Annotated in this window: 23 protein-coding genes and 2 tRNA genes; 11 read left to right on the top strand and 14 right to left on the bottom strand. The window is 72.2% G+C overall.

The window, feature by feature from the left end; translation table 11 throughout:
- Positions 1-45: 45 nt before the first annotated feature.
- Together ASD19_RS02575 and ASD19_RS02570 are read right to left on the bottom strand one after the other, a co-directional pair.
- Positions 46-1,215: a MarP family serine protease gene (locus ASD19_RS02575; protein ID WP_055988526.1), complete on the bottom strand. Its 1,170-nt coding sequence runs from the start codon at positions 1,213-1,215 to the stop codon at positions 46-48.
- Positions 1,216-1,294: 79 nt separating this feature from the next.
- The gene (locus ASD19_RS02570) at positions 1,295-1,906 is read right to left on the bottom strand and encodes a TetR/AcrR family transcriptional regulator (protein WP_055988524.1); all 612 of its coding nucleotides are present in this window, start codon (positions 1,904-1,906) and stop codon (positions 1,295-1,297) included.
- A 109-nt stretch (positions 1,907-2,015) separates the two neighbouring features.
- On the opposite strand from ASD19_RS02570, the gene ASD19_RS02565 reads away from it, so the two are divergent.
- Positions 2,016-2,852, top strand: a complete 837-nt coding sequence (locus ASD19_RS02565) for a sugar phosphate isomerase/epimerase family protein (RefSeq protein ID WP_055988522.1) — start codon at positions 2,016-2,018, stop codon at positions 2,850-2,852.
- Positions 2,852-3,982, top strand: a complete 1,131-nt coding sequence (locus tag ASD19_RS02560; protein WP_055988520.1) for a Gfo/Idh/MocA family protein — start codon at positions 2,852-2,854, stop codon at positions 3,980-3,982. Before ASD19_RS02565 ends, ASD19_RS02560 begins: the two co-directional genes overlap by 1 nt.
- A 64-nt stretch (positions 3,983-4,046) precedes the next feature.
- On the opposite strand, the gene ASD19_RS02555 is transcribed toward ASD19_RS02560, so the two are convergent.
- The 9 genes from ASD19_RS02555 to ASD19_RS02515 all read right to left on the bottom strand — a co-directional run bounded on the left by ASD19_RS02555 (position 4,047) and on the right by ASD19_RS02515 (position 11,979).
- Positions 4,047-5,387, bottom strand: a complete 1,341-nt coding sequence (locus ASD19_RS02555) for an acetamidase/formamidase family protein (protein WP_055988517.1) — start codon at positions 5,385-5,387, stop codon at positions 4,047-4,049.
- Positions 5,388-5,539: 152 nt separating this feature from the next.
- A complete protein-coding gene (locus tag ASD19_RS02550) occupies positions 5,540-6,301 on the bottom strand; it encodes a RibD family protein (RefSeq protein ID WP_055988516.1) in 762 nt (253 codons plus the stop codon).
- Positions 6,298-7,317, bottom strand: coding sequence for a glycosyltransferase family 4 protein (locus ASD19_RS02545; RefSeq protein WP_055988514.1), 1,020 nt, complete (start codon positions 7,315-7,317; stop codon positions 6,298-6,300). Before ASD19_RS02545 ends, ASD19_RS02550 begins: the two co-directional genes overlap by 4 nt.
- On the bottom strand, positions 7,317-7,718 hold the full coding sequence (locus ASD19_RS02540) for a 6-pyruvoyl trahydropterin synthase family protein (protein ID WP_055988511.1): 402 nt from the start codon (positions 7,716-7,718) through the stop codon (positions 7,317-7,319). Before ASD19_RS02540 ends, ASD19_RS02545 begins: the two co-directional genes overlap by 1 nt.
- On the bottom strand, positions 7,715-8,737 hold the full coding sequence (locus ASD19_RS02535) for a zinc-dependent alcohol dehydrogenase (protein WP_055988509.1): 1,023 nt from the start codon (positions 8,735-8,737) through the stop codon (positions 7,715-7,717). The genes ASD19_RS02540 and ASD19_RS02535 overlap by 4 nt, the downstream gene beginning before the upstream one ends.
- Positions 8,738-9,030: 293 nt before the next feature.
- Positions 9,031-9,120 (bottom strand) — tRNA-Ser (locus tag ASD19_RS02530).
- A gap of 92 nt (positions 9,121-9,212) precedes the next feature.
- Entirely contained in the window at positions 9,213-10,493 is a 1,281-nt protein-coding gene (locus ASD19_RS02525; protein WP_055988508.1) for an LCP family protein, read from the bottom strand.
- 87 nt (positions 10,494-10,580) lie between these two features.
- Positions 10,581-10,665: transfer RNA gene (locus ASD19_RS02520), tRNA-Ser, on the bottom strand.
- A gap of 132 nt (positions 10,666-10,797) precedes the next feature.
- Positions 10,798-11,979 (bottom strand): M20 family metallopeptidase, encoded by a 1,182-nt coding sequence (locus tag ASD19_RS02515; protein WP_082542918.1) that lies wholly within the window; start codon positions 11,977-11,979, stop codon positions 10,798-10,800.
- Between the two features lie 122 nt (positions 11,980-12,101).
- Here ASD19_RS02515 and ASD19_RS02510 point away from each other — a divergent pair, with 122 nt between their 5' ends.
- Both ASD19_RS02510 and menC read left to right on the top strand, forming a co-directional pair.
- The gene (locus tag ASD19_RS02510) at positions 12,102-12,950 is read left to right on the top strand and encodes a hypothetical protein (protein WP_055988506.1); all 849 of its coding nucleotides are present in this window, start codon (positions 12,102-12,104) and stop codon (positions 12,948-12,950) included.
- Entirely contained in the window at positions 12,947-14,071 is a 1,125-nt protein-coding gene (gene menC, locus ASD19_RS02505) for an o-succinylbenzoate synthase (RefSeq protein ID WP_055988504.1), read from the top strand. Before ASD19_RS02510 ends, menC begins: the two co-directional genes overlap by 4 nt.
- 123 nt (positions 14,072-14,194) lie before the next feature.
- On the opposite strand, the gene ASD19_RS02500 is transcribed toward menC, so the two are convergent.
- Positions 14,195-15,043 carry an HAD-IIB family hydrolase gene (locus tag ASD19_RS02500; RefSeq protein WP_055988502.1) on the bottom strand — a complete coding sequence of 283 codons (849 nt, stop codon included), beginning with the start codon at positions 15,041-15,043 and terminating at the stop codon, positions 14,195-14,197.
- Positions 15,040-16,335 (bottom strand): serine--tRNA ligase, encoded by a 1,296-nt coding sequence (gene serS, locus ASD19_RS02495; RefSeq protein WP_055988499.1) that lies wholly within the window; start codon positions 16,333-16,335, stop codon positions 15,040-15,042. Before serS ends, ASD19_RS02500 begins: the two co-directional genes overlap by 4 nt.
- Positions 16,336-16,483: 148 nt before the next feature.
- On the opposite strand from serS, the gene ASD19_RS02490 reads away from it, so the two are divergent.
- Both ASD19_RS02490 and ASD19_RS02485 read left to right on the top strand, forming a co-directional pair.
- Complete coding sequence (locus ASD19_RS02490; RefSeq protein WP_055988497.1) at positions 16,484-17,116, top strand: cation transporter; 633 nt, start codon at positions 16,484-16,486, stop codon at positions 17,114-17,116.
- A gap of 158 nt (positions 17,117-17,274) precedes the next feature.
- Positions 17,275-18,552, top strand: coding sequence for an HNH endonuclease signature motif containing protein (locus ASD19_RS02485; RefSeq protein WP_055988495.1), 1,278 nt, complete (start codon positions 17,275-17,277; stop codon positions 18,550-18,552).
- An 18-nt stretch (positions 18,553-18,570) separates the two neighbouring features.
- Here ASD19_RS02485 and ASD19_RS02480 read toward each other — a convergent pair whose 3' ends face one another.
- Positions 18,571-20,298, bottom strand: a complete 1,728-nt coding sequence (locus ASD19_RS02480; protein WP_082542917.1) for a nuclease-related domain-containing DEAD/DEAH box helicase — start codon at positions 20,296-20,298, stop codon at positions 18,571-18,573.
- Positions 20,299-20,419: 121 nt separating this feature from the next.
- Between ASD19_RS02480 and ASD19_RS02475 the strand changes: the two genes are divergently transcribed.
- From ASD19_RS02475 to ASD19_RS02455, 5 genes are all read left to right on the top strand, one after another.
- On the top strand, positions 20,420-20,809 hold the full coding sequence (locus ASD19_RS02475) for a GNAT family N-acetyltransferase (protein ID WP_082542916.1): 390 nt from the start codon (positions 20,420-20,422) through the stop codon (positions 20,807-20,809).
- Positions 20,810-21,091: 282 nt separating this feature from the next.
- Complete coding sequence (locus tag ASD19_RS02470; protein ID WP_055988489.1) at positions 21,092-21,355, top strand: type II toxin-antitoxin system Phd/YefM family antitoxin; 264 nt, start codon at positions 21,092-21,094, stop codon at positions 21,353-21,355.
- 1 nt (position 21,356) lies between these two features.
- Entirely contained in the window at positions 21,357-21,791 is a 435-nt protein-coding gene (locus tag ASD19_RS02465; protein ID WP_055988487.1) for a type II toxin-antitoxin system VapC family toxin, read from the top strand.
- A gap of 34 nt (positions 21,792-21,825) precedes the next feature.
- Positions 21,826-23,010, top strand: a complete 1,185-nt coding sequence (locus tag ASD19_RS02460) for a CaiB/BaiF CoA transferase family protein (RefSeq protein ID WP_055988486.1) — start codon at positions 21,826-21,828, stop codon at positions 23,008-23,010.
- Positions 23,011-23,049: 39 nt separating this feature from the next.
- Complete coding sequence (locus ASD19_RS02455; protein ID WP_055988484.1) at positions 23,050-24,210, top strand: acyl-CoA dehydrogenase family protein; 1,161 nt, start codon at positions 23,050-23,052, stop codon at positions 24,208-24,210.
- The last annotated feature ends 89 nt before the right edge of the window (positions 24,211-24,299 follow it).

The following is a 24,299-nucleotide window of genomic DNA, read 5'->3' as shown; positions in this document are numbered from 1 at the left end:
GACCACCCCCGGTCGTCGAGCGGAGCGAGCGCCGGCGCACCGACGTCAGGCGGTGCACTCCCCCGTCGCCACGGGGGCGTCGAACCCGGCCATGCCGTCGAGCACGGGGCCGAGCTCGGTCGTGGTCATGGCATAGCCGATGTCGGCGCGGGCCTCGTCGCGCGCGAAGACCACGCCCGCGACCTCGCCCTCCGGGGTGAGCAGGGGCCCGCCCGAGTTGCCGGGAACGACCTCCGCGGCGAGCGCGTAGATCTCGCGGTCCGATCCGCCGCCGCCGTAGATGTCCTGGGCCGTGATGGTGCCGACCGAGACGACCGACGCGGGCTCGGTCTCGAACGGGCCGCCGTGCGGGTATCCCTGCACGGCGGCCGAGTCGCCCTCAGCGAGCGGGTCGACCACGGGCAGCGCCGCCGCGTCGACGTCGACCGCGATCACCGCGAGGTCGTCGGCCGGGTCGAAGTACACGACCACGCCGTCACGGGCCGGCTCGTTCGGCAGCTCCACGACCACGGACTCGACGCCCGCGACCACGTGCGCGTTCGTCACGATCCGGTCCTCGGCGACGACGAAGCCCGATCCGGTCGAGCTCACGCCGCACGCGTACGCGACGCCCGAGATGCGGGCGACGGATCCGGATGCCGCGGCGAGCGCGCCGCTTCCCGGATCGACCGTCGGCTCGGGCACGTCCTGCCCCGGGTCCACGAGGCCGCCGATCGTCGGGATCGTGTCGTCCAGCACGACCGAGCGGAACTCGGCGAACGCACTCGCGAGGGCCGGAGGGGTCGCGCGGTCGATCGCGCGCAGCACGCTCGAGGACGCCACGGACGACGAGATCACCGGGATGCCGGCGGTGCCGATCGCGGTCCCCGCCGCTGCGAGCGCGAGCGCGGTCACGAGCACGCCGAGCGCACCGCCGAGCAGGCGCTCGACCGCCTTGAGCTTGATCTTGTCGGCGCCGTGCCGCAGCAGCCGGCCGACCGCGGTGCCGAGCGCCGCGCCGACCACGAGCAGCCCGACCACCGCGACGAGAACGGCCGTGCCGCGCCACTCGCGGTTGGTGACGGCGTCGTTCACGAGGGGCACGACCCAGGGGGTCGCGAGCCCGCCGAGGAACAGGCCTGCGAGCCCGCCGAGGCCCGCGAAGAAGCCGACGCGCGCGCCGACCACGAGCGCGCCGATCAGCAGCGCGATCACGACGATGTCGATCAGGTTCACGCGTCACGTTCCTCTCGCCGGGTGCCTCTCACGCTAGGCGACGCGGTTCGGATCGCGGCGGGAGGTTGCTGGGAACGCGTCAGGACGGATCCGCCGGCGGCGCGAGCAGCTCGTCGAGCAGCGCGAGCGCGGCCTCCTGCGGCGCATCCGGATCCAGCAGCCACTGGGTCTGCAGGCCGTCCGACGCGGCGATCGCGAGCGCCGCGACCGCGACCGGGTCCACGTCGGGCCGGATGCGCCCCTCCGCCTGATTGCGGCGGACCCGCTCGGCGAGGGTCTCGCGCTGCCGCGCGAAGCGCTCGGTCGCGAACTCCCGGGCCGCGGGGTGCTCCTCCTCCAGGGCGGAGGCGACGAGGGTCGAGTAGAGCTGCACGAGCCCGGGGACCTCGCGGTTGCGGGTGGCGGCGTCGCGCATCACCTCGACAGGGGTCGCCCCCTCGGGATGGCGCGGTCGCGCGCCGCCCGTCTCGGAGGCCCGGTAGACCTCGACCAGAAGCTCGTCGAGCGAGCCGAAGTAGTGCTTCAGCGCGGCGTGCGTGACGCCGACCTCCTCGGCGATCGCGCGCAGGCTGGTGCGCTTCGAGCCACGCCGCGCGAACACCTCGATCGCCCGGTCCAGGATCTCCCGGCGGCGCGCGATCCCCTTCGGATAGGGGCCGCGCGCGGCGGATGCGGGCTGCTCGTCGGTCACGCCGTCATGCTAGCGAACTCAAATCCTCCATGTGGAGGTTTTTCTGCTACCGTGATGCCATCCGGGGCCCAGGGCCCCTGTCGAAGACGACCCCGAAGGAGCGCGACCGATGCCGGTCCAGACGTCCATCCAGCTGTTCACCGTCAACGCCGCGCTCGAGGCCGACCTCGAGGGCACGCTCGCCTGGGTCGCCGCGCGCGGCTTCACGTCGGTCGAGCCCTACGACTTCGTGCGACGCGCCGAGCCGCTCGCCGCGGCGCTGCAGGCCCACGGCCTCGCGGCGCCGACGGGCCACGCGTTCCTGGCCTCGACCTCGTTCGTGAACCCCGACGGCAGCGGCACGACCGTGCCGGTCCCCTCGCCCGAGACGGTGTTCGCGGCCGCGAAGGTGCTCGGCATGCACACGGTCATCGACCCCTACACGGAGCCCGCACGCTGGGAGAGCCGCGAGCAGATCGAGGAGACCGCGCGACTGCTCAACGCGGCCGCCGAGATCGGCGCGCAGCACGGCATCCGCGTCGGCTACCACAACCATGCACACGAGCTCGAGGCCACGTTCGACGGCAGGACGGGCCTGGAGGTGCTCGCCGACCTGCTCGACGAGCGCGTCGTGCTCGAGGTCGACCTGTACTGGGTGGCGCGCGCCGGCGTCGACTCCCCCACGCTGCTGAGCACGCTCGGCGACCGCGTGATCGCCGTGCACGTCAAGGACGGCACACTCGACCCCGAGCAGGTCGCCGCCTATCCCCCGGCCGACCAGGTGCCTGCGGGCCAGGGCGCCGTGCCGCTCGCGGAGGCGATCGCCGCCGCGACCGCGCTCGAGGTCGCGATCGTCGAGTTCGACCACTACGACGCCGATTCCCGCGGCGGCGACATCTACGACGCGATCGAGCAGAGCCGGGCGTTCCTGAGCGGTCTCGGCCTCGACCAGAAGGTCGACGCCTGATGGCCGCCCCCGTGGGCGTCGGCATCATCGGCGCCGGCAACATCAGCGACCAGTACCTGACGAACCTCACGAAGTTCCCGGATGTCCGCGTCCTCGCGGTCGGCGACCTCGTGGAGGAGCGTGCCCGCGCCCAGGCCGACAGGTACGGCGTGCCGCGCGCGGGCACGCCCGACCTCGTGCTGAACGACCCCGACATCGAGATCGTCGTCAATCTCACGATCCCGGCCGTGCACGTCGAGGTCTCCGAAGCCATCGTGGCCGCGGGCAAGCACGTCTGGACCGAGAAGCCGATCGGCGTGAACCGCGAGGAGTCGCAGCGCCTGCTCGACGCCGCCGCCGCGGCCGGCAGGCGCGTCGGCGTCGCGCCCGACACCGTGCTCGGCCCGGGCGTGCAGACGGCCAAGCGCGTGATCGCGCGCGGAGACATCGGCCGCCCGCTGTTCGCGCAGACGACGTTCCAGTGGCAGGGCCCGGAGATCTTCCACCCCAACCCCGCGTTCCTGTACGCGAAGGGCGCGGGCCCGCTGCTCGACATGGGTCCGTACTACGTCTCGACGCTCGTGCACGTGTTCGGCCCGGTCGCATCCGTCGCGGCGCTCGGCCTGCAGGGCACCCCGACCCGCTTCGTGCAGGTCGGCGAGTACGCGGGGCACGAGTTTCCGGTCGAGATCCCCTCGACACTGCAGGTGCTGATGGAGTTCGAGCAGGGCGGTCAGGCGCAGAGCCTGTACAGCACCGACTCGCCCCTGCTGCGCCACGGCATCGTCGAGGTCACCGGCACGGAGGGCACCCTGGTGATCCCCGACCCGAACACGTTCGGCGGCCCGATCACGATCACGCGCAAGCTGGAGCGCCACGTGGTGCCGCCCGAGCCGGTCGTACAGGAGGTCGTCGACGTGCAGCAGGAGGGCATCCTGACCGGGCGCGGCCTGGGCCTGCTCGACATGGTCCGCGCGATCCAGGATGACCGCCCCCACGTCGCCACGGGCGAGTTCGGCTACCACGTGCTCGACACGCTGCTCGCGATCGAGGAGTCGGCCGAGGCCCGCGGCTTCGTCGAGGTGCAGAGCACGCTCGCCGAGGTCGGCTCCCTCGACGCCGATTTCGACCCCTTCGCCGCCACGCTTTAGCAGCCGCAACCATGAAAGCGGGCCCCCGCCGGTTGACGGGGGCCCGCTTCTCGTCGCGGCTCGCTCAGCCGATGTCGGACTTGCGGATCTTGCCGTGCACGCCGACCGTGCGGTCGACGACCTGCGACACGACGAAGTCGGCGGCGGCCGACAGGTACGCGTACGCGATCGCGCGGTCCATCCCGAGGTCGTGCTGCAGGAAGTCCAGCGCGTTCACGACCGCGCGGCGCATGGCGATGTCGAGGTCGTTGATCTGCCCGTCGACCGAGCCGTTCGGATCCGACAGGCCGATCGGGATCCACAGGTCCTCGGTCTCGGCGAACGGGTATGTGAACGCGACGGACGGCGCGTCGCCCGAACCGGGCTTGCAGACCGTGAGCCGGAAGGTCCCGCGCAGCGATCCCTCCATCGCCGTGAGCGCGACCTCGCCGTCGCCCATCGCCATGTGCGGGTCGCCGACGTAGAACAGGGCGCCCTCGGCGCTCACGGGGACGTAGAACGTGGACCCCGGTCCGAGCAGGCTGATGTCGATGTTGCCGCCGCCGAGCGTCGGCGGGATGGAGTTCGCCTCCGGCGCGGTCGGCTCGGTGTTCTGCGAGAACGCGACGCCCATCATCCCGAAGAACGGGCGCAGCGGGAACTTCGCGCGGCTCGCGCCCGAGCCGACCACCGCGCTTGTTCCCTGCACGCTGGCGAGCACCGACACGTTGCCGTACTCGGTCGGGATGCCCGTCGACCGCCCGTCGGTCTCGACCGGCGGCATGACCTCGTCGAGCGTGATGCCGGCGGGCGCCCCGTTCGACGTGACGGCGAGCGATCCCTTTCCGTGCCGGGACGAGATCACGCCGTAGGGCACGCGCGGGCGCGCCTCGAGCGTCTCGATCTTGAGCACGTCGCCCGGCTGGGCGCCCTCCACGAACACCGGCCCGGTGACGACGTGGGGCCCGTCGCGGTCGAAGTCGCGCGGGGTGCGCGTGTACCCGGAGGCGATCGCGACCGCGTCGTCGAGCACCTCGCGGCGCGAGAAGCCGTGCTCCGCGAAGTAGGCGACCGGGTCGCGCCCCTGATCCTCCAGGATGCCCTCGTGCGAGACCGCGTCGATCGTCACGGTCTGCCCCGACCGGATGCGCGCCGTCGGCGACGCGTGCACGGAGGGGACGTAGCCCCACAGCACCTCGTCGGGCTCCGAGCCGAGGTACACGTCCCCGTCGATGCGGCCCCGGCCCGGCTGGAGGACGCCGGTGTACGCATCCGCCCGTCCGGTGACCGGCGCGGCCGCCGCGGGCCGAGTCGCCCCCAGCGCGAGGGCGGTGCCCGCGCCGACGGCCGCCGCCGCCTGCAGGAGCCCGCGCCGGCCGATGCCCCGCTCGATCGTCTCCGCCGCCTGCCGGCCTTCGTGTTCCATCGCCGCTTCCTCTCTGCCGGGTCCGCCGTCGGCCCCGCCACCCGCGACGCTAGGCGCCGGCCGTTACCCCCGGGTCAGGCGCACATGTCGGCGCTGTAAAACCGCTCCCACGCCGCGATGCGCCTCCCTGTGCGGCGCGAGCCGGCGCGGGTCTACGGGACGGGCGAACTCGCCTGCACGCGCGCGACCTCGTCCGCGACGCTCGCCGGGCAGCGCGCGGAGAGCGCGTAGCGCAGCAGGACCACGTCGCCGATGGGCCGGGTGTCGAGCAGCCGGGCGCGGTGGCCCTCGTCCCACGGGAACCGTCCCGGACGGACGAACCGGGGCGCGCCCGCCTCGCCCACGAAGAAGGGCGCGACCACGAGCTGGAGCTCGTCGGCGAGCCGCTCGACGAGGAACTGGGTGTGGAGCCGCCCGCCGCCCTCGACCATGAGCCGGCCGATGCCGCGCTGTGCGAGGTCCTCCAGCACGAGCGTCATCGACACCTCCGCGCCGAGCCCGACCACCGTCGCCCGGTCGCCGAGCGCGCGGGAGATCCGGTCGGCTTCCCCGGCGGGGCAGTAAACCAGCTTCTCGATGTCGCCCGCCGTGAAGAACGAGGAGTCGGCCGGCAGATCGCCGGTCGCCGTGACGGTGACCTTGGCGGGCGACTCCGTGAGCCCGCGCTCGACCCGGGCGCGGCGGCGCTCCTCGCTGCGCACGAGCAGCCGCGGGTTGTCGCGCCGCACCGTGGAGGCGCCGACCATGATGGCGTCGCTGTCCGCGCGCAGCTGGTCGACGCGGTCGAAGTCGGCCTCGTTCGACAGCGCCAGGCGGTGAGGCGCGGCGGTGTCGACGCAGCCGTCGAGCGACATGGCGCAGCTGAGCGTGACGTAGGGGCGGCTGCGACGGTCCGTCTCGCGCGATCCGGTCATGGTTCCTCCTCCCGGAGGGCGGACGAGATCCGCGTCACCGTGTCCCGCCAGCCGCGCAGGCGCGAGCGCGCGCGGACGGCCGCGTCCTTGAGCCCGCGCCGCAGCGCCGGATCGGACATCCATCGGTCCAGGGCGTCGGCGAGCGCGCGGACGTCCCCCGGTCTCACGAGGATCGCGGCGTCCGGGTCGACGGCCTCGGGGATCCCGCCCGTACGACTGGCGACGACCGGGATGCCGCGCCCCAGCGCCTCGGTGATCGCCATGCCGTACGCCTCGGCACGCGACGGCGCCACCAGCACGTCGCTGCGCCGGTAGATGCGCTCGAGACCCGCGGCCGACTGGACGCCGGAAAACTCGACGCGCTCGGCGACGCCGGCCGCGCGCGAGCGTGCCCTCAGCGCCTCGGCGAAGTCCGGCTCCACGTCGGTGGCGCCCGCCAGCGTGCACCGCCAGCCCTCGATGTCGACGAGGCGCGCCAGCGCGTCGACGAGCACATCCTGCCCCTTGTGCGGCGCGAGCACGCCCACGCACAGGAGCTCGCCGCCTCCCGGCGTGCCGGTCGCCACCTCGGCCGGGGCGCCGCCCGGCGTCGCGACGACGACGTCGCGGATCCCGCCCGCGGTGAACTGCGCCGCGGCCCACTCGCTCACGGCGATCACCCGGTGCGCCGCGCGCAGCGCGCGCCACTGCCCGTCGACCGCGGCCGCATCCGCGCCGGGGAACGCGTCGACGACCATGTGGGCCAGGATGACCACGCGCACGCGGCGAGCCTCGTCCTCGATCGCGCTCGCCGACACCCCGGCGATCAGGCCGTCCACCAGCGCGACCCCGCCGTCCGGCACCGTCGCGAGGGCGCGCCGCACGTCCCGGTCCGCGCCCGGCGCGACCTCGGCCATCCGCACCTCCCAGCCCGCGTGCGCCAGGCCGTCCCGCACGTGACGGTCGTAGACGTTCCCGCCGCTCACTCGGGCCGGATCGTCGACGCCGGTCGGCACCACGAAGGTCGTGGTCGCCATCACAGCTCCAGTTCGTACGACGCCCACGCGACGTGCGACTCGTGGAGCGTGACCGCGATCCCGTGCAGGTCGCCGGCATCCCTTCCGAGCGTTCCCGTGCGCGCCGCGGTCGCGAGCTGCTCCGCGATGAACGCGCACAGCCGTTCGGTCGTCGTGTTGACGCCGACGAAGCGCGGATCGTCGTCGAGGTTGCGGTACGTCAGCGACGACAGGATGCCGCGCAGCACGTCGGACGCGCGGCCGATGTCGACCACGACGCCGTTGTCGTCCAGCGCCGCGGCGCGGAAGGCGGCGTCCACGACGAACGTGGCGCCATGCAGTCGCTGCGCCGGCCCGAACATGTCACCGGTGAAGCTGTGCGCGACCATCATGTGATCGCGGACCGTGAGCGTGTAGGTCATCCGCCTGTCCCGTCGCCGCCTTGCCAGGTGCCGTCTCGCCAGTTGCCGTCTCGCCAGTTGATCGTGTGGCAGAGCCCCGGAAGGCTGCCGTCCGCGATGCCCGCCATGACGTCGGGCAGGCTCGTCCATGGCGATTCGCCGGTGAGGAGCGCGTCGAACGCCGGGTCTCGCAGCAGCTCGAGCGCCAGCGCGAGCCGTGTCGCGGGCGTCCGCGTCGCACGGCGGCGCGGGGCCACGAGGCCGACCTGGCTCGAGCGGATGGTGAGCCGTCGCGAGTGGAAGTCCTCGCCGAGCGGCAGGCTCACCTCGCGCGCGCCGAACCAGCTGGCCTCGATGATCTCCCCCTCGGTCGCGGCCGTCCGCAGGGCGAGCCGCAGCCCGTCCTCCGACGCACTGGTGTCGATCACGATGTCGCGCTCCTCAGGGGCGTCGTCCGGGGTCCGGAACGGGACCTCGAGGGCGGCGCAGACGTCGGCCTTCCCGGTGTCGCGGTCCACCACGACCACGTCGGCGCCCGGGATGCCCTGCGCCAGCCGCGCGACCGCGCAGCCGATCATGCCCGCGCCGACCACCGTGATCCGGTCGCCGACGAGCGGAGCGGCGTCCCACAGCACGTTGACGGCCGTCTCCACGGCGCCCGCGAGCACGGCCCGCCGCGGCGGCACGCCCTCGGGGACCGGCGTGACGGCCGTCTCGGGCACGACGAAGACCGACTGGTGCGGGACGAGCGTGAACACGGCCCTGCCCCTGAGCGCCGCGGGACCGTGCTCGACGACGCCGACGTTCAGATAGCCGTACTTGACGGGCGCCGGGAAGTCGCCCTCCTGGAACGGCGCGCGCATGCGCTCGCGCTCCCGCTCGGGCACCTCGCCGCGGAACACCGTCGCCTCCGTCCCACGGCTGATGCCGGTGAACCACGTGCGCACGCGGACCTCGCCGTCGCCGGGCTCCCGCACTTCCGCGGTGCGGAGCCGACCCCGCCCGGGGCCCTCGACCCAGAACGATGTCTCGCTCGCCATCTGCCGTCCCTCCGAGCCGGCGAAGGAGCTCCGACTCGCTCCCACTCTGTCCCCGGGACATGGCCTTGGCCAGAGGGTTGCGCGGGAGGGGCGAGGGCTGGCAGTGGCTCGCGGGGCCCGTCCATTGCAGGCCCGGCGTCGGACATCGCATCGATCTGCAGGACGCGGCCGACATGAGGCGAGGAGATCTGCACGGTTCAGCAGATTCGCGTGCGAGATCGTCCTTTGTTGTGCAGATCATGGACCCGGGTAGCGCGCCAACGAGAAAGCCCCGGATGACCGGGGCTTTTCCGCGGAGACGGAGGGATTTGAACCCTCGGTCCCCATTAAGGGGACTCCACCTTAGCAGGGTGGTGCACTAGGCCTGACTATGCGACGTCTCCTGGCCCTCGGGAGCTCCCGAAGGACCGCGCGCCCTCGCGGGCGCAGTCCCTCCATAGTAACCGCTCGCCGCACGAGGGCGAAAACGAGGGTCTCAGCCGATGGGGTTGGAGCAGCTGGTGTCCTCGGCGGTGCGGCCCGGGGCGGGCGCGGCCGTGGCGGTCGGAGTCTCGCTGACCTCGGGCGTCGGCGTCTCCGACTCCACCGGAGCCTCGGGCTGCGACGGCTCCGGCGAAGCGGCGACCTGCTCCTCCGGGATGACCGACTGGTTGGCCGAGATCAGGCCGAACAGCTGCGCAGCGGCGGCCTCGTCCGACACCACGCGGTTGCGGTCGAGCGGGTCCTCGAGCACCGGGTACTGGAGGAACTCGATGTCCGACAGCGGCACCGAGCTCGCCGCCATGGCGATCTGGACGAGCGTGATGGGGGTGAGCTGGGCGCTGGGGTCGACGTTGCTCACGGTCGTCCGCGCGAGGCTGAGAAGCGTGCCCGGGTTCGTGAGCGTCTCGGCGCTCATGAGCTTGCGCGCCAGCGAAGACATGTAGACCTGCTGGTTGCTGATGCGCGCGAGGTCGCCGCCGCCGACGCCGTGGCGCGACCGCAGGAAGGCGAGCGCCTGCTCACCGACCAGCGTGTGCGTGCCCGGCTCGAGGTAGAGCATCCCGGCGTCCACGTCGTTGATCGTCTGGTCGACGCAGACCTCCACACCGCCGAGCGCGTTCGTGATCTCGATCACGCCGTTCCACGTCACGGTCGCGGCGTAGTCGATCGCGAGCTCGGGGTCATACTGCGTCGTGATGCTGTCGATCGACTTCGCGACGCACGCGAGGCCGCCGGCCGCGTAGGCCTCGTTGAGCATGCGGCGATCCGACGCGGGCGTGACCTCGCCGGTCTCCGAGTTGGTGCACTCTGGCATGGGGCCCATGAGGTCGCGGGGGAACGCCACGACCGAGACCTTGCGCGGCTCGGGCGAGATGTGCACGAGCAGGTTGACGTCGTTGAGGCCGGCCTCGAGCTGCCGCCCATCGTCGCCGTAGGCCGAGCGCTCGGTCGGGCAGCGGTCGCCGAACTTCTCGTGCGAGTCCCACTCGCAGATGTCGATGCCGGTGAGCAGCAGGTCGACGCCCTCGTCGTTCACGAGCTGGCCGATGTCGGGCGGCGAGGTGTCCTGGCCCTCGAGCTCCTGCGCGTCGGCCGCGAACGTGGCCGAGAAGTCCCAGGCGGCGTAGGCGGCGACGCCGACGCCGGCGACCAGCACGCACGCCATGGCGATGCCGAGCCAGCGCATCACGCGGCTCAGCAGGCTGGGCTGGGAGAGGTGTCCGTGGCGCGCGATGGTGCGCCGGCCGGGGCGCCGCGGGGACGTCTCGCTCACTCGGGTGTTCCTCTCATCGCACCGCTGGGGCGCGGTGATCCTGCCGGCGGCTCCCCCGAGTGCTCGCACCCCGCCGCCGTCATTCCGCGGAGGGTGTGGGATTCGAACCCACGGGACATTGCTGCCCACTGGTTTTCAAGACCAGATCCTTCGGCCGCTCGGACAACCCTCCTGGAGCAGGGTCTCCCCTGCCGAACAGGCGTCGAGTCTATCCGACAGGCCTTCTCGTCATTGTGCCCGCGAGCTCTGGGCGGGCCCTGAACGGCGCACGGGCATCCGCTGTGGACGAGCGGATGCCGGGCGATCACGCGTCGACGCGCAGCAGATCCCGCATCAGCGCCACGAGCAGCGCGGTGCGCTCGGGGATCTCGCCGACCATCACGTGCTCGTGGTCCGCGTGCGAGCCGCCGCCCACGGCGCCGAGCCCGTCGAGCGTCGGCACGCCGATGCCGGCCGTGAAGTTGCCGTCGGAGGCACCGCCCACCACGACCGCCTCGGGCAGATGCAGCCCGAGCCGGTGCGACACCTCGAGCGCCCGCGCCCACACGCCCTCGGCCGACGACCGCTCCATCGGCGGGCGGTTCACGCCGCCGTCCACGTGGATGACGGCGCCCGTCACCGGCGTCAGCGAGCGGATGGCCTCGTCGACGCGGTGCTGCTCGGCGGCCGTGAAGGCGCGCGCGTCCACCTCGAACGAGGCGTGGGCCGCGACGGTGTTGGTCGTGGTCCCGGCCTTGGCGACCGTGGGGACGACCGAGGTGCCGGCCGCGGGATCGGCGATCGCGGTGACGGCGCCGATCTGGTGCGCCATCTCGACGGTGGCGTTGATGCCCTTCTCGGGCTCGAGGCCGGCGTGCGCCGCGCGGCCGGTGATGTCGATCCGGTAGCGCGAGACGCCCTTGCGACCGATCTTGAGCGCGCGGCCCTCCGCCGACTCGAGCACGAGCGACGCGACGCAGCCGAGCGCCTCCTGCTCGATCAGGTCGCGCGACGACGGCGAACCGATCTCCTCGTCGCCGGTCACGAGCAGCGTCACCGCCGCGTCGTCCATGTGCCCGAGCGCCGCGATGCCGTGCAGGCCCATCACCAGACCCGCGATCATGTCGTAGCACCCGGGGCCGCGCATGACGCCGTCCTGGATCGAGAACGGGTGCGTCTCGATGGATCCGAGCGGCCACACCGTGTCGTGGTGCGCGAGCACGAGCACGCGCGGCGCCTCGGGGGCCGGCGATCCGATGTGCCAGCGCAGATGCGTGAACCCGTCGATCACAAGACGCTCGGGCCCGAAGCCCAGGATGCGCGTGCCGATCGCCGACACGAGATCGGCCGATCGCGCGATCGCCTCCCGGTCGCCGGTCGGCGACTCGCACAGGATGAGGTGCTCCATGTCGGTGAGCATCTGCGGCAGGCTGTCGCGCGCCCACTCCAGCAGCCCGTCGACCTCGGCGGGCGCCCGACGGGCGAGGGCGGTGTCGCGATCCGTCATGTGTCGCCTCTCCTCGGTGCGCGTCAGGGTGTCCTACCGACGATATCCGCCGCACGCCGGGCGCGTGAACCGGGGCGGCTCGCAGCGTCATGGAGCCAGGGCGGGAGTGGGAAGCTGGGGATATGCATCCGCCCGCCGACGTCGCCGCCGCGGCCCGCGCCCTCGCGGACGAAGCGCTCGCGCGGGCGGGCATCCTGCTCGAGGAGGCGCACGACGCGGCCGCCTGCCGGAGCGTGTCCGAGGTACTCGGCCGGGTGTGGGGGCGCACGGGCGCCGAGATGCTCGATCCCGCGCTGCTGGTCGCGCTCACCCACGCCGGCAACCCCGTCACGCTGGCGCTGCGCGAGGACGAGCCGGTCGGCGCCGCGATGGGCTTCTGCGGGCCGCCCGGCACGCCGTTCCACTCGCACATCGTGGGCCTGCTCCCCGAGGCCGCCGGCCGCGGGGCGGGCCGCGCGATCAAGCTGGCGCAGCGCGCGTGGTGCCTCGAGTGCGGGATCGACGCCATGACGTGGACGTTCGATCCGCTCGTCCGGCGCAACGCGCACTTCAACATCCGCACGCTCGGCGCGCGCCCGGCCGAGTACCTTCCGTCGCTCTACGGCGAGATGCGCGACGCGATCAACGCGGGCCAGGACTCCGACCGCATGCTCGTGCGCTGGGATCTGACGCGCACGCCGCCCGAGCGGGGCGGCGCGGTCGAGGTCGACGGGGCGCACGCGATCGCCGACGAGGGCGACGTCCCGTCCGCCTACGCGCGGCCGAGCGGCGACGGGCCCGCGCTCCTCGCCACGCCCACCGACATCGAGGCGCTGCGGCGCACGGATCCGGAGGCGGCCCGCCGCTGGCGCTCCGAGACCCGCGCCGCGTTCACCGACCTGCTCGCGACCGGATGGGGCGTCGACGGCTTCACCGACGCGGGGCAGTACGTGCTGCGCCGCGCCGACCAACCCACGGAAGGAACCCCATGAAGCTCCGCGCCATCCGGCTGCACCACCTCGAGATGCCGCTCGTCGCGCCGTTCACCACGTCGTTCGGCACGCAGACCGTCAAGCACTGCTTCCTGGTCGAGGCGCAGCTCGAGACCGCCTCGGGCGAGCTCGTGACCGGATGGGGCGAGAACGTCGCGCTCGACCGCCCGATCTACTCCCCCGAGTACCTGGACGGCGCCGCCGACGTCATCGAGCGCTGGCTCGCTCCTCTGCTCGCCGCCGTGGACGACCTCACGGCCGAGACCGTGGCCCACCACCTGCGGCGCATCGTGGGGCACCAGATGGCCAAGGCGTCGGTCGAGATGGCCGTGCTCGACGCGCAGCTGCGGGCCGAGGGCCGCTCGCTCGCGTCGTACCTCGGCGCCGTCCGGACGACCGTCCCGTCGGGCGTCTCGGTGGGCATCCAGGACTCGGGCGACGAGACGGTGCGCGTGATCGGCGGGTACATCGAGCAGGGCTATGCGCGCATCAAGCTCAAGATCCGGCCCGGGGCGGATGTCGCGCACGTCGCGGCCGTCCGGCGCGCGTTCGGCGACGACCTGCCCTTCCAGGTCGACGCGAACGCGGCCTACACGCTCGTCGACGCCGCGCACCTGCGCCAGCTCGACGAGTTCGGGCTGCTGCTGATCGAGCAGCCGCTCGGCGAGGCGGACATCCGGCAGCACGCGGAACTGGCGAGGCTGCTGCACACCCCGATCTGCCTCGACGAGTCGGTCGTGTCCGCCGAGGCGGCCGCCGACGCCATCGCGCTGCGCGCCGCCGCCGTCATCAACATCAAGCCGGGGCGCGTGGGCGGCTATCTCGAGGCGCGCCGCATCCACGACCTCGCCCGCGCGCACGGAATCGCGGTGTGGTGCGGCGGCATGCTGGAGACCGGCATCGGCCGCGCCGCGAACGCCGCGCTCGCGGCCCTGCCCGGCTTCACGCTGCCGGGCGACATCTCCGGATCCGACCGCTTCTACGCCGAGGACATCGTCACCGAGCCGATCCGGATGCACGACGGCGTCGTCGACGTGCCGACCGGCGCGGGCTTCGGCGTCGAGATCGACCCTGAGCGCCTCGAGCGCTTCCGCACCCGCCTGGTCGAGATCGCCCTCTGACGCTTGGGTTGCTTCAACGGTTTCGACTCGCTTCGCTCGCTCGAGCAGCACGGGCAGTCCCGCCCACATGTTGGTTGAGCGAGCGCGCCAGCGCGAGTCGAAACCCAGGTAACGTGCCGCCGCTCAGCTCGGCGCGGCCGCCGTCTCGAGCAGCGTGTCGAGCGCCTGCGCGACGCCGCCCTCGTAGACCGTTCCCGTGAGGTCCGTCGAGACGGCGATGACCTCATCCGGGGCCTGCCCCATCGCGAACGCGCGACCGCCGTGTCCCGACGCCCACTGGAACATCCCGATGTCGTTGCGTCCGTCGCCGATCACCACGACATCCGACGGGGCGACGCCCTCCCACTCGCGCACCTGCTCGAGCGCGGTGCTCTTGTCGACGCCCTGCGGCGCGATGTCCAGCCACGCGGTCCAGCCCACGGAGTACGACACGTGGTGCAGGCCGATCTGCTCGACCAGGCTGACGAACTCGTCCTCGGAATGCTCGGGCGACACGACCACGACGCGGGCGACCTGGCGGCCCTTCATGTCGTCGATCTCGACGTGCTTCGCGGTGTCGCGCTCGAGGCCCCAGTCGTCCACGTAGTGCGTGTAGAGGCGCGATCCGTCCGCGAGCTCGACGAGGTACTTGGCGTCGGGCAGGTGCTTCTCGAGCAGCGTCAGCACCTCGGTCGGGTCGAACGTCTCGGTCGTGTGCCGCGCGTAGCCGGTCTCCTGCGTGGTGTCGCGCGACAGGATGGCCGCCCCGTTCGAGCACACGACGAACTCGGGCAGGATGCCGAGCGCGTGCAGGATGTACGACGTCGCCTCCCAGCTGCGCCCGGTCGCGATCGTCACGATGTGCCCGGCGTCGACCGTGCGGCGCACGGCCTCGCGCACGCGCGGGCTGAACGACTCGTCCTCGAGCAGCACCGTGCCGTCGAGGTCGAGCGCCACGAGGAGCCGGCGACCCGCCACGCGCTCGTCCGTCACGCGATCGGCTCCAGCACGTCGAGGCCGAGGTAGGGGCGGAGCGGCTCGGGCACGACGACCGAGCCGTCGGGGCGCTGGTGCGTCTCGAGCAGCGCGACGATCCAGCGCGTCGTGGCGAGCGTGCCGTTGAGGGTCGCGACGTGCTCGGTCTTCGCGGCGCCCCCGCCATCCTTCGACGCCGGGCGGTGCCGAATGTCGAGGCGGCGCGCCTGGAACGTGGTGCAGTTCGAGGTGGACGTGAGCTCGCGGTACGCGCCCTGCGTCGGGACCCACGCCTCGGTGTCGTACTTGCGCGCGGCGCTCGAGCCGAGGTCGCCCGCGGCCGTGTCGATCACGCGGTACGCGAGGCCGAGCGAGCGAAGCATCTCCTCCTCGAGGGCGAGCAGGCGCTCGTGCTCGGCGGCCGCATCCTCGGGCGTCGTGTAGACGAACATCTCGAGCTTGTTGAACTGGTGCACGCGGATGATGCCGCGGGTGTCCTTGCCGTGCGAACCCGCCTCGCGGCGGTAGCAGGTGGACCATCCGGCGTAGCGCAGCGGACCGTCCGACAGGTCGAGGATCTCGTCCTTGTGATACCCGGCGAGCGCGACCTCGCTCGTGCCGACCAGGTACAGGTCGTCGGCCTCGAGGCGGTAGATCTCGTCGGCGTGCGCGCCGAGGAAGCCGGTGCCCGCCATGATGTCGGGGCGCACCAGCGTGGGGGTGATCATGGGCGTGAAGCCGGCCTCGAGCGCCTTGCTGAGCGCGTAGTTCATGAGCGCGATCTCGAGCCGCGCGCCGACGCCCTTGAGGAAGTAGAACCGCGCGCCCGACACCTTCGCGCCGCGCTCCATGTCGATCGCGCCGAGCTTCTCGCCCAGGGCCAGGTGGTCGAGCGGGCCGTCGGGGAACTCGGCCGGGTCGAACGCCGGCACGTCGCCGACCTCGCGCAGCACGACGTAGTCGTCCTCGCCGCCGGCGGGCACGCCATCCAGCACGATGTTCTCGATCCGGGCGGCCGCATCGGCGAACGCGGCCTCGGCCTCGGTCACGGCCTGCTGCGCATCCTTGACCCGGTTCGCCAGGTCCTTGGCCTGTGCGACGAGCGCGGCCTTCTCGTCCTTCGGGGCCTTCGCGACCTGCTTGCCGAACGCGTTCTGCTCTGCGCGCAGCTCCTCGAACGCGGCGATCGCGGCGCGACGCGCCTTCTCGGCCTCGACCGCGGCGGTCACGGTCTCGGGCGAGTGCCCGCGGGCCACCTGCGAGCGGGTCACGAGGTCGGGGTTGTCGCGGAGCAGAGCGGGATCGATCACCCGCCCAGTCTAGGTCTCGCGGACGCGGGAGCTCCCTCTCCCCCGGTGCTGGTCGAACGACCCTCCTCCTCTGCTGGTTGAGCGAGCGAAGCGAGTCGAAAGCCCCGGAGCCCGGTCACGGCATCCCCCGCCCCACTACCGTCGAACCATGACGCCCGCTGCCGACGACGGGGCCGACCTCCGCCGCCGCATCCGCCGCGCGGTGCTGACGGTCGCGCTGCTGAACCTCGCCTACTTCTTCGTCGAGTTCGTCGTCGCGCTGCAGGCCCGCTCGGTATCGCTGCTCGCGGACAGCGTCGACTTCCTTGAGGACACCTCGATCAACCTCCTGATCTTCATCGCGCTCGGCTGGGCCCTCGCCCGTCGCGCGCTGATGGGCAAGGTCATGGCGGTGCTGATCCTGGCGCCGGCGGGGTTCGCGACGTGGGAGGCCGTGCAGCGCTTCCTTGCGCCCGAGGCTCCCGAGGTGCTGCCTGTGGTGCTCGCCTCGATCGGGGCGATCGTCGTGAACGGGCTGAGCGCCGTCCTGCTCGCCCGGGTCCGGCATCACGGCGGGTCCCTCAGCCGCGCCGCGTTCCTGTCCGCGCGCAACGACGTGCTCGTGAACGTCGCGATCATCGCGATGGCGGCGATCACGGCCTGGACGTCGTCCGGATGGCCCGACCTCATCCTGGGCTGCCTGATCATCCTTCTGGCGCTGCACTCCGCGTGGGAGGTCTGGGAGGTCAGCGAGGAGGAGCGCCTGGCGGCGAAGGTGCTCGCCGGCGAGGCCGTGGACTGATCCGCATCCCTCCTCGTCTCTGTGCTGGTTGAGCGTGCCCCTCTGTGCTCGTTGAGCGAGCCCTCTGTGCTGGTTGAGCGAGCGAAGCGAGTCGAAACCGACCGAACCTCCCCACAAGATCTCTTGCGACATTCGAACATTCGTTCTATACTGGCTTCATGGCCACCAACCCGTTCGACCAGCGCTGGGATCTCTCAGACGCGCAGCGCGAACAGGTGCTGGCCATCAAGGCGGGCCTCGCTTATGTCGAGAGCGCCAAGGCGGGCCTGGCGGCGATGGAGGCGACCCTCCAAGCGCAGGCCTACGCGATCGCGCAGGACGTGATGTCGGCGATGCCGGGCCGCCCGTCCTCGTACCAGGTGCCGATCCGGTCGATGGCGGCCGATCTCGCGGCCGTCACGCGCGTGCCGGACACCTCGATGCGCGCGAAGATGGACGACGCCGCGATCATGATCGAGCGCTTCCCGGCGACGTTCACGGCCCTGGCGGAGTCCCGGATCACGGCCGCTCAGGCCCGCGTCGTCTGCGACGAGGGAGGCCGGTTCGACGACGGCGAGCTCCGCGCCCGGTATGAGGAGATCGCGCTCCAGTTCACCGACACCACCGCCGGCAGGCTGCGCCCGATCTGCCAGGCGATCGCCGAACGGCTGCAGCCGCAGACGATCGCGGAGCGCCACGAGGCGGCGAACGAGCGCCGGGGGATGTGGGTGACGCCCGAGCAGGACGGCATGGCGCTGATCCAGCTGCTCGTCGACGCGGCGCTCGCGGCCGGCATCGACGACCGGTCGAACGCGATCGCCCGCCAGGTGAAGACGGGCACCGGCGAGGGTGACGAGGATCCGCGCACGCTCGCGCAGATCCGGGCGGACGTCGTCACCGACATGCTCCTGACCGCGACGCCGACCGCGGCGGGCGAGGGCCTCGACGAGATCCGCGCGGTCGTGCACGTGACCGTGCCCGCCGAGGTGATCGCCGGGGCCGACGACCAGCCCGCGCACGCGACGCGCGTCGGCACCGTCGCCCCCGAGACCGCCCGCCGCCTGGCCGGCCGGGCGCACACCTGGGCGAGGCTCTTCCGCGATCCGCAGACCGGCGCCCTCACCGCCGTCGACACCTACACCCCCACGGCCGAGCAGCGCCGGTTCCTCACCGCGCGCGACGAGCACTGCCGCTTCCCCGGCTGCCGCCGCCCGGTCCGGCGATGCGACATCGACCACACGGTCCCCTACAGCGAGGGCGGCGCCACCGACGTCTGCAACCTGGCCGCGCTCTGCCGAGCCCACCACGTGCTCAAGCACCACGGCCGCTGGGGCTGCCGCAACGAGAACGGCGTCATGGTGTGGATCACCCCCACCGGCCAGGTGCTCCACGAACAGCCGCCACCCACGGTCCGCTTCGTCGCCACCGCCGCGGCGGACGGGGATCCGCCGTTCTGACGCAGGGCGCGATGGCGCCTACCCCGCGACGACGACGCAGCGGTAGCGCGCCCGCGTGAGCCCGACGTAGAGCAGGTCGAACCACGACAGTCCGTGCTCCCGCGCGAACGCGATGCCCGCGTCGCCGACGTCGGTCAGGATGACCGCCTCGGCGTCGAGACCCTTGAACTTGCCGATGGATCCCCAGCGCACACGTCCATGCGCGTCGCCGTCCGCCGCGCCCACGAGCGGCCGCAGCTGAGCACGCAGCCACTTCTCGTCCTTCGTGAAGTTCGGCGCGGCGAGCAGGCGGCCGACGAGCGAGTGCCGCTCGCCGAACGGGCTGAGGATCACCACGTCGTGCGCCTGATGATGCTCGAGCAGCTCGCGCAGGGAGCGCGCGAGCTCGGCGCCCGCGTTGTCGGTCCCGACGGGGACGATCGACAGGGCGCCCGTGTCGTTCGTGACGAGGCGGTGGCTGGAGTATCCGAACCGGCGGCTGAGCAGCTCCTCGGCACCGGATGCGAGCGCCGCGACCTGACGCACGCCCTGGTCCACCGAGACGTGCATCAGTCCCGGGAAGTGCTCGCGCGCGACCGCGAACGGATCGACGTGCGTGGTCGACGGCCGCAGGATCTGCTGTCGCCGATCGCCGGCGAGCACCAGCTTCGCGTCATCCGCGACCAGTTCGTCGAGGAAGGCGAGGACGCCCGGCAGGCCCGCGACATCCTGGAACTCGTCGATGCACACGACGTCGTACGCGTGCCGGTCGGGCGCCGCGCGGAGCGCCTCGATCGCGAGCTGCGGCAGGCGCTCGGTGTACCAGGCGTTGTCCGCGTCGACCGGGTTGGCCTCGAGGCCGGCGATCCGCAGCATGAGCGCGTTCAGGCTCGTGGCGTGGATGGCCGCGTGGCGACCGAGACGGTCGCGCAGCTCGTCGGCCATCAGCTCGTTCCAGCATGCGGCGAGCACGCGCGCGCCGTGCCCCGCGTGGCGCTTCGCGGCGCTCATCACGAGGTGGCTCTTGCCGGTGCCCGCGGGGCCCTCGAAGTAGATCCGGTCGTTGCGGGCGACCGCGTCGAGGATGCGCGCCTGCGACTTCAGCAGTCGCTGCTCGTCGTCGAGCCGCTCGAGCTTGCGGTCGGCGAGCGTGCGCCCGCCCTCGAGGTCGCCGAGCAGGGCCCGCGCGATCGTCGAGACGTGATCGCCGGTCATCACGGCCGGGTCGTGCGCGACCCCGTCGACCGTGCGGTACCAGGCATCGTGCTCGGCGAGCACCTTCTCGATCAGCGCCTCCGGGCGGCGCAGGTCGTCGCGGAACGCGAGCTCCCACTCGAAGAACTGCATGTCGCCGTGCGTCTCGAACTGGTGGCGCCCGAGCGAGGTGAACCACACGAGCCGCGCGATCGGCTCGGATCCGACGAGGATCTCGCGCCGAGCCAGGAACCCGCGCAGGCTCCGGATCGCCCCGTCGACCTGATCGAACGGGCTCTTGCCCGGGTTCGGCACCCGGTCCAGCATCCACTCGCCGTCGCGGTACGAGACGTACTCGGGGCTCTTGGCCTCGATCACCACGATCCCGCGCCCGGGCACGAGGACGAGGAAATCGGCCTCTCCCTGGAACTGCGTGGCATGCCGTCGCAGCTGCAGGCTGTGGATCACGATCCAGTCGTCATGCCCGCGGACCGAGGCGAACGCGTCGAACACCCGCCGCTCGGATCCGTTCGCGCCCTTGCGGGGGCGGGCGGGGATCATGTGGGGAGGCATGACTGAATTCTCGCGTCAAACTGCGCGCGCGGTTAACACTCAGCTATCGCTCGTCAACCGAAAGTATTTCGGAGACCTGGGAGATCCCAGATCCTGACGTACTCGTCGGCTACAAGAGGCCATACCTCCCTCAGACCAGCTCGTGATCGAGCGCGAGGACCAGCTGATCGGCGACGTCATGCTCCGGATCGAGGACGGCTGGGCGCAGGCCGAGGTCGCCGAGCAGGGCCGCGGCGTGCAGGCCGAGCTCGGATGGACCCTCGACCCCGCCCACCAGGGGCGCGGCTACGCCACGGAGGCCCTGCGCGCCGTGATCGGCGCCTGCTTCACGCAGCTCGGCCTGCGCCGGGTCCACGCCGGATGCTTCGCCGCGAACGAGCCGTCGTGGCGGGTCATGGAGCGCCTCGGGATGCGGCGCGAGGAGCACAGCCGCAAGACCGGCCTGCACCGCTCGGGCGAGTGGATGGACGGCATGAACTACGGCCTGCTCGCCGAGGAGTGGCGCGGATGAGCTTCCTCGGCCTCGACTTCGACGGCCACACAGACCGCGGCATGGGCGACCTGACTGTCCGGTCGAACAGGACGTGAGGGACGCGGCCTCCGACTTCACGATCACGCGCGACGAACGCAAGCGGATCACATCCGCCACGGGTGCCATCCCCTTGAAGCGGACATCTACCGACGCCGCCTCGATCCGGCGCAGCTCGTCGCGGAGACCCAGTCGATAGTCGCCGGTTTCCACGCCTACCTCGACGCCCTCCATGAGGTCGGCTGAAGTGGCTACAATGGCCTCATGAATGTGGCCACAATCGGGATCCGGGAGCTGCGCGACGGACTCAGTCGCCATCTCGCCGAGGTGCGCGAGGGCACTGAGATCACTGTCACGGATCACGGAAGGCCGATCGCCAAGATCGTGCCCATCGGCGACGAGTCCGGGCTCGAACGGCTCATTCGCGAGGGATACGTGCGACTGCCGACGAGCCCCCGGCGTCCGCTGCCGCCGCCGATCAAGGCGAACGGCATCGTCAGCGACCTCATCGCCGACCAGCGTCGCTGACGTGCTCGCGTACTTCGACACATCCGCCGTGGTCCCGCTGCTGATCGACGAACCGGCGAGCGAGCGGTGCGCCAGGGCGTGGGATTCCGCGCACCGGATCGCCAGCACGGCACTCACGTACGTCGAGGTTCATACCGCGCTGGCGCAGGCGCACCGGCGCGATCGTCTCTCCGACCCGCAGCACCTCGCGGCGATCGACGCGTTCGAGGAGCTATGGAGCCAGGTCACATCGATCACCCCGTCGGATGCGCTCATCCGGCACGCGGCTGCGCTGGGCGCCGCGCATGCCCTGCGGGGCTACGACGCGGTGCATTGCGCGACCGCCGTGCTGATCATGAGCGATGACAGTGTCGCGGTCAGCGGGGATCAGGACCTCCTCCGCGCTTGGCACACGGCGGGGCTCCACACGATCGACGTCTCGTCGTCGGCACACTGAGAACGACGCCGCCTCGCGGCCTAGGCTCATCCTCATGACGACCGCGCCGGCGCCGCTCGAGGGCCTCCTCGTCGCCGACTTCTCGCGCGTGCTCGCCGGCCCCCTGGCGACCATGACCCTTGCCGACCTCGGCGCCCGGGTGATCAAGGTCGAGCGGCCCGGCGCGGGCGACGACACCCGCGCGTGGGGCCCGCCCTACAGCCCGCACGCCGCGACCTACTTCGAGGGCGTGAACCGCAACAAGGAGTCCGTCGCGCTCGATCTGAAGGACCCGGCCGATGTGGAGCGCGCGCGGCGCCTCGCGGCGCGCGCCGACGTCGTGATCGAGAACTTCCTCCCCGGCACGCTCGACCGCCTCGGGCTCGGCTACGACGACGTCGCGCGCGACAACCCCGGCGTGATCTACGTGTCCGTCACGGGGTTCGGCTCGGCGGGGGGCGCGCAGCTGCCCGGCTACGACTTCGTGGTCCAGGCGCTCGGCGGCCTCATGCACATCACGGGCGAGCCCGACGGCGACCCCATGAAGGTCGGCGTCGCGCTCGTGGACGTCCTCACGGGCAAGGACGCCGTGATCGGCGTGCTCGCGGCCCTGCGGCGGCGGGAGCACACGGGCCTCGGATCGCGCATCGAGGTGTCGCTGCTGTCCAGCCTGCAGGGAGCGCTCGCGAACCAGGCGTCGGCGTACCTCGGCGCGGGCGTCTCCCCCACCCGCCTGGGCAACGTGCATCCGTCGATCGCGCCGTACGAGCTGCTGCGCTGCGCCGACGGGCCCCTCGCGATCGCGGCGGGCAACGACGCCCAGTTCGCGAAGCTCGTCCAGACGCTCGGGATCCCCGAGCTGGCGCAGGACGACCGCTTCCGCACGAACTCGGATCGCGTCGCCCACCGCGCCGAGATGCGCGACGCGCTCGAGGCGGCGCTCGCGACGGCGACCGCGGCCGAGTGGCAGGAGCGCCTCACGGCGGCGGGCGTGCCCGCGGGACAGGCGGGCGACATCGCCGACGGGCTCGCGTTCGCCGAGCGCATCGGCCTCGAGCCCACGATCGAGGTGGTCGACGACGCGGGCGTCTCGCACGGGCGGCAGGTGCGCCATCCGGTGCTGTGGCACCCGGCGTTCGAGCCGCCGCGCCGCGCGGCCCCCGCGCTCGACGAGCACGGCGACGACGTGCGCGCGTGGCTCGACGCCCCCGAAACGGCCGATGGCGACGCCGTCGGATAGCGTGAGATCGACACCCCCGCCACCGAAGGAGATGGCCCCATGAGCGGCCCCGCCGACCTGCTCGACCTCGACGATCTGCTCACCGAGACGGAGCTCGCCACCCGCGATGCCGTCCGTGCGTTCGTCGACGAGCACATCCGTCCGAACATCGCCGACTGGTACGACCGCGCGCACTTCCCGACCGAGATCATCCCCGAGCTCGGCCGTCTCGGCGCGCTCGGCATGATCTACTCCGGCTACGGATGCCCCGGCCGCGGCGCGGTCGAGTACGGCCTCACGGCCCTCGAGCTCGAGGCCGGCGACTCGGGTCTGCGGACGTTCGTGTCGGTGCAGGGATCGCTCGCGATGTCGGCGATCCACAAGTTCGGCTCCGAGGAGCAGAAGAACGAGTACCTGCCGCGGATGGCGAAGGGCGAGCTCGTCGGCTGCTTCGGCCTGACCGAGCCGACCGCCGGATCCGACCCCGGCAGCATGAAGACGTTCGCCCGCCGCGACGGCGACGACTGGGTGCTCAACGGCGCCAAGCGCTGGATCGGGCTCGCCTCGATCGCGGGCGTCGCCGTGATCTGGGCTCAGACCGACGAGGGCGTGCGCGGCTTCGCGGTGCCGACCGACACCCCCGGCTTCACGGCGACGCCGATCGCGCCGAAGATGTCGATGCGGGCGTCGATCCAGTGCGACATCACGCTCGAGGACGTGCGCCTGCCGGAGTCGGCCCGGCTGCCCGAGGCGCGCGGCCTGCGCGCGCCGTTCTCGTGCCTCAACGAGGCCCGCTACGGCATCGCGTGGGGCGTGCTCGGCGCCGCGCGCGACAGCTACCTGACGGCGCTGCACTACGCCCAGGAGCGCCGCCAGTTCGACCGCCCGATCGCGTCGTTCCAGCTCACGCAGGCGAAGCTCGCCGACATGGCCGTGAAGATCACGCAGGGCCAGCTCGTCGCCCTGCGCCTGGGCCGCCTCAAGGAGGCCGGCAAGCTCGAGCCGCACCACATCTCGGTCGGCAAGCTCGCCAACACGCGCGACGCGATCGCGATCGCGCGCGAGGCCCGCACGATCCTCGGCGGCAACGGCATCTCGGCCGAGTACTCACCGCTGCGGCACGCGAACAACCTCGAGTCGGTGCGCACCTACGAGGGCACGGACGAGGTCCACACGCTCGTGCTCGGCCGCCACATCACGGGGCTCGAGGCGTTCCGCTAGGAGCCGCGGCGGGCGTCGGGACGTTTCGACTCGGTCGCTTCGCTCCCTCGCTCAACGACCATAGATTTCATGGTCGTTGAGCGAGCGAA

Source organism: Microbacterium sp. Root53, assembly GCF_001426925.1.
GTDB lineage: Bacteria > Actinomycetota > Actinomycetes > Actinomycetales > Microbacteriaceae > Microbacterium.
This window is presented reverse-complemented; position numbering and strand designations above follow the sequence as displayed.

Excerpts from the sequence above, each read along its gene's own strand:
- ASD19_RS02560 (WP_055988520.1), top strand. The coding sequence starts at position 2,852 with ATGGCCGCCCCCGTGGGCGTCGGCATCATCGGCGCCGGCAACATCAGC.
- ASD19_RS02490 (WP_055988497.1), top strand. The coding sequence starts at position 16,484 with ATGACGCCCGCTGCCGACGACGGGGCCGACCTCCGCCGCCGCATCCGC.
- ASD19_RS02455 (WP_055988484.1), top strand. The coding sequence starts at position 23,050 with ATGAGCGGCCCCGCCGACCTGCTCGACCTCGACGATCTGCTCACCGAG.
- menC (WP_055988504.1), top strand. The coding sequence starts at position 12,947 with ATGAAGCTCCGCGCCATCCGGCTGCACCACCTCGAGATGCCGCTCGTC.
- ASD19_RS02480 (WP_082542917.1), bottom strand. The coding sequence starts at position 20,298 with ATGCCTCCCCACATGATCCCCGCCCGCCCCCGCAAGGGCGCGAACGGA.
- ASD19_RS02555 (WP_055988517.1), bottom strand. The coding sequence starts at position 5,387 with ATGGAACACGAAGGCCGGCAGGCGGCGGAGACGATCGAGCGGGGCATC.
- ASD19_RS02515 (WP_082542918.1), bottom strand. The coding sequence starts at position 11,979 with ATGACGGATCGCGACACCGCCCTCGCCCGTCGGGCGCCCGCCGAGGTC.
- ASD19_RS02565 (WP_055988522.1), top strand. The coding sequence starts at position 2,016 with ATGCCGGTCCAGACGTCCATCCAGCTGTTCACCGTCAACGCCGCGCTC.
- ASD19_RS02470 (WP_055988489.1), top strand. The coding sequence starts at position 21,092 with ATGAATGTGGCCACAATCGGGATCCGGGAGCTGCGCGACGGACTCAGT.
- ASD19_RS02535 (WP_055988509.1), bottom strand. The coding sequence starts at position 8,737 with ATGGCGAGCGAGACATCGTTCTGGGTCGAGGGCCCCGGGCGGGGTCGG.
- ASD19_RS02485 (WP_055988495.1), top strand. The coding sequence starts at position 17,275 with ATGGCCACCAACCCGTTCGACCAGCGCTGGGATCTCTCAGACGCGCAG.
- ASD19_RS02550 (WP_055988516.1), bottom strand. The coding sequence starts at position 6,301 with ATGACCGGATCGCGCGAGACGGACCGTCGCAGCCGCCCCTACGTCACG.
- ASD19_RS02460 (WP_055988486.1), top strand. The coding sequence starts at position 21,826 with ATGACGACCGCGCCGGCGCCGCTCGAGGGCCTCCTCGTCGCCGACTTC.
- ASD19_RS02545 (WP_055988514.1), bottom strand. The coding sequence starts at position 7,317 with ATGGCGACCACGACCTTCGTGGTGCCGACCGGCGTCGACGATCCGGCC.
- ASD19_RS02540 (WP_055988511.1), bottom strand. The coding sequence starts at position 7,718 with ATGACCTACACGCTCACGGTCCGCGATCACATGATGGTCGCGCACAGC.
- ASD19_RS02510 (WP_055988506.1), top strand. The coding sequence starts at position 12,102 with ATGCATCCGCCCGCCGACGTCGCCGCCGCGGCCCGCGCCCTCGCGGAC.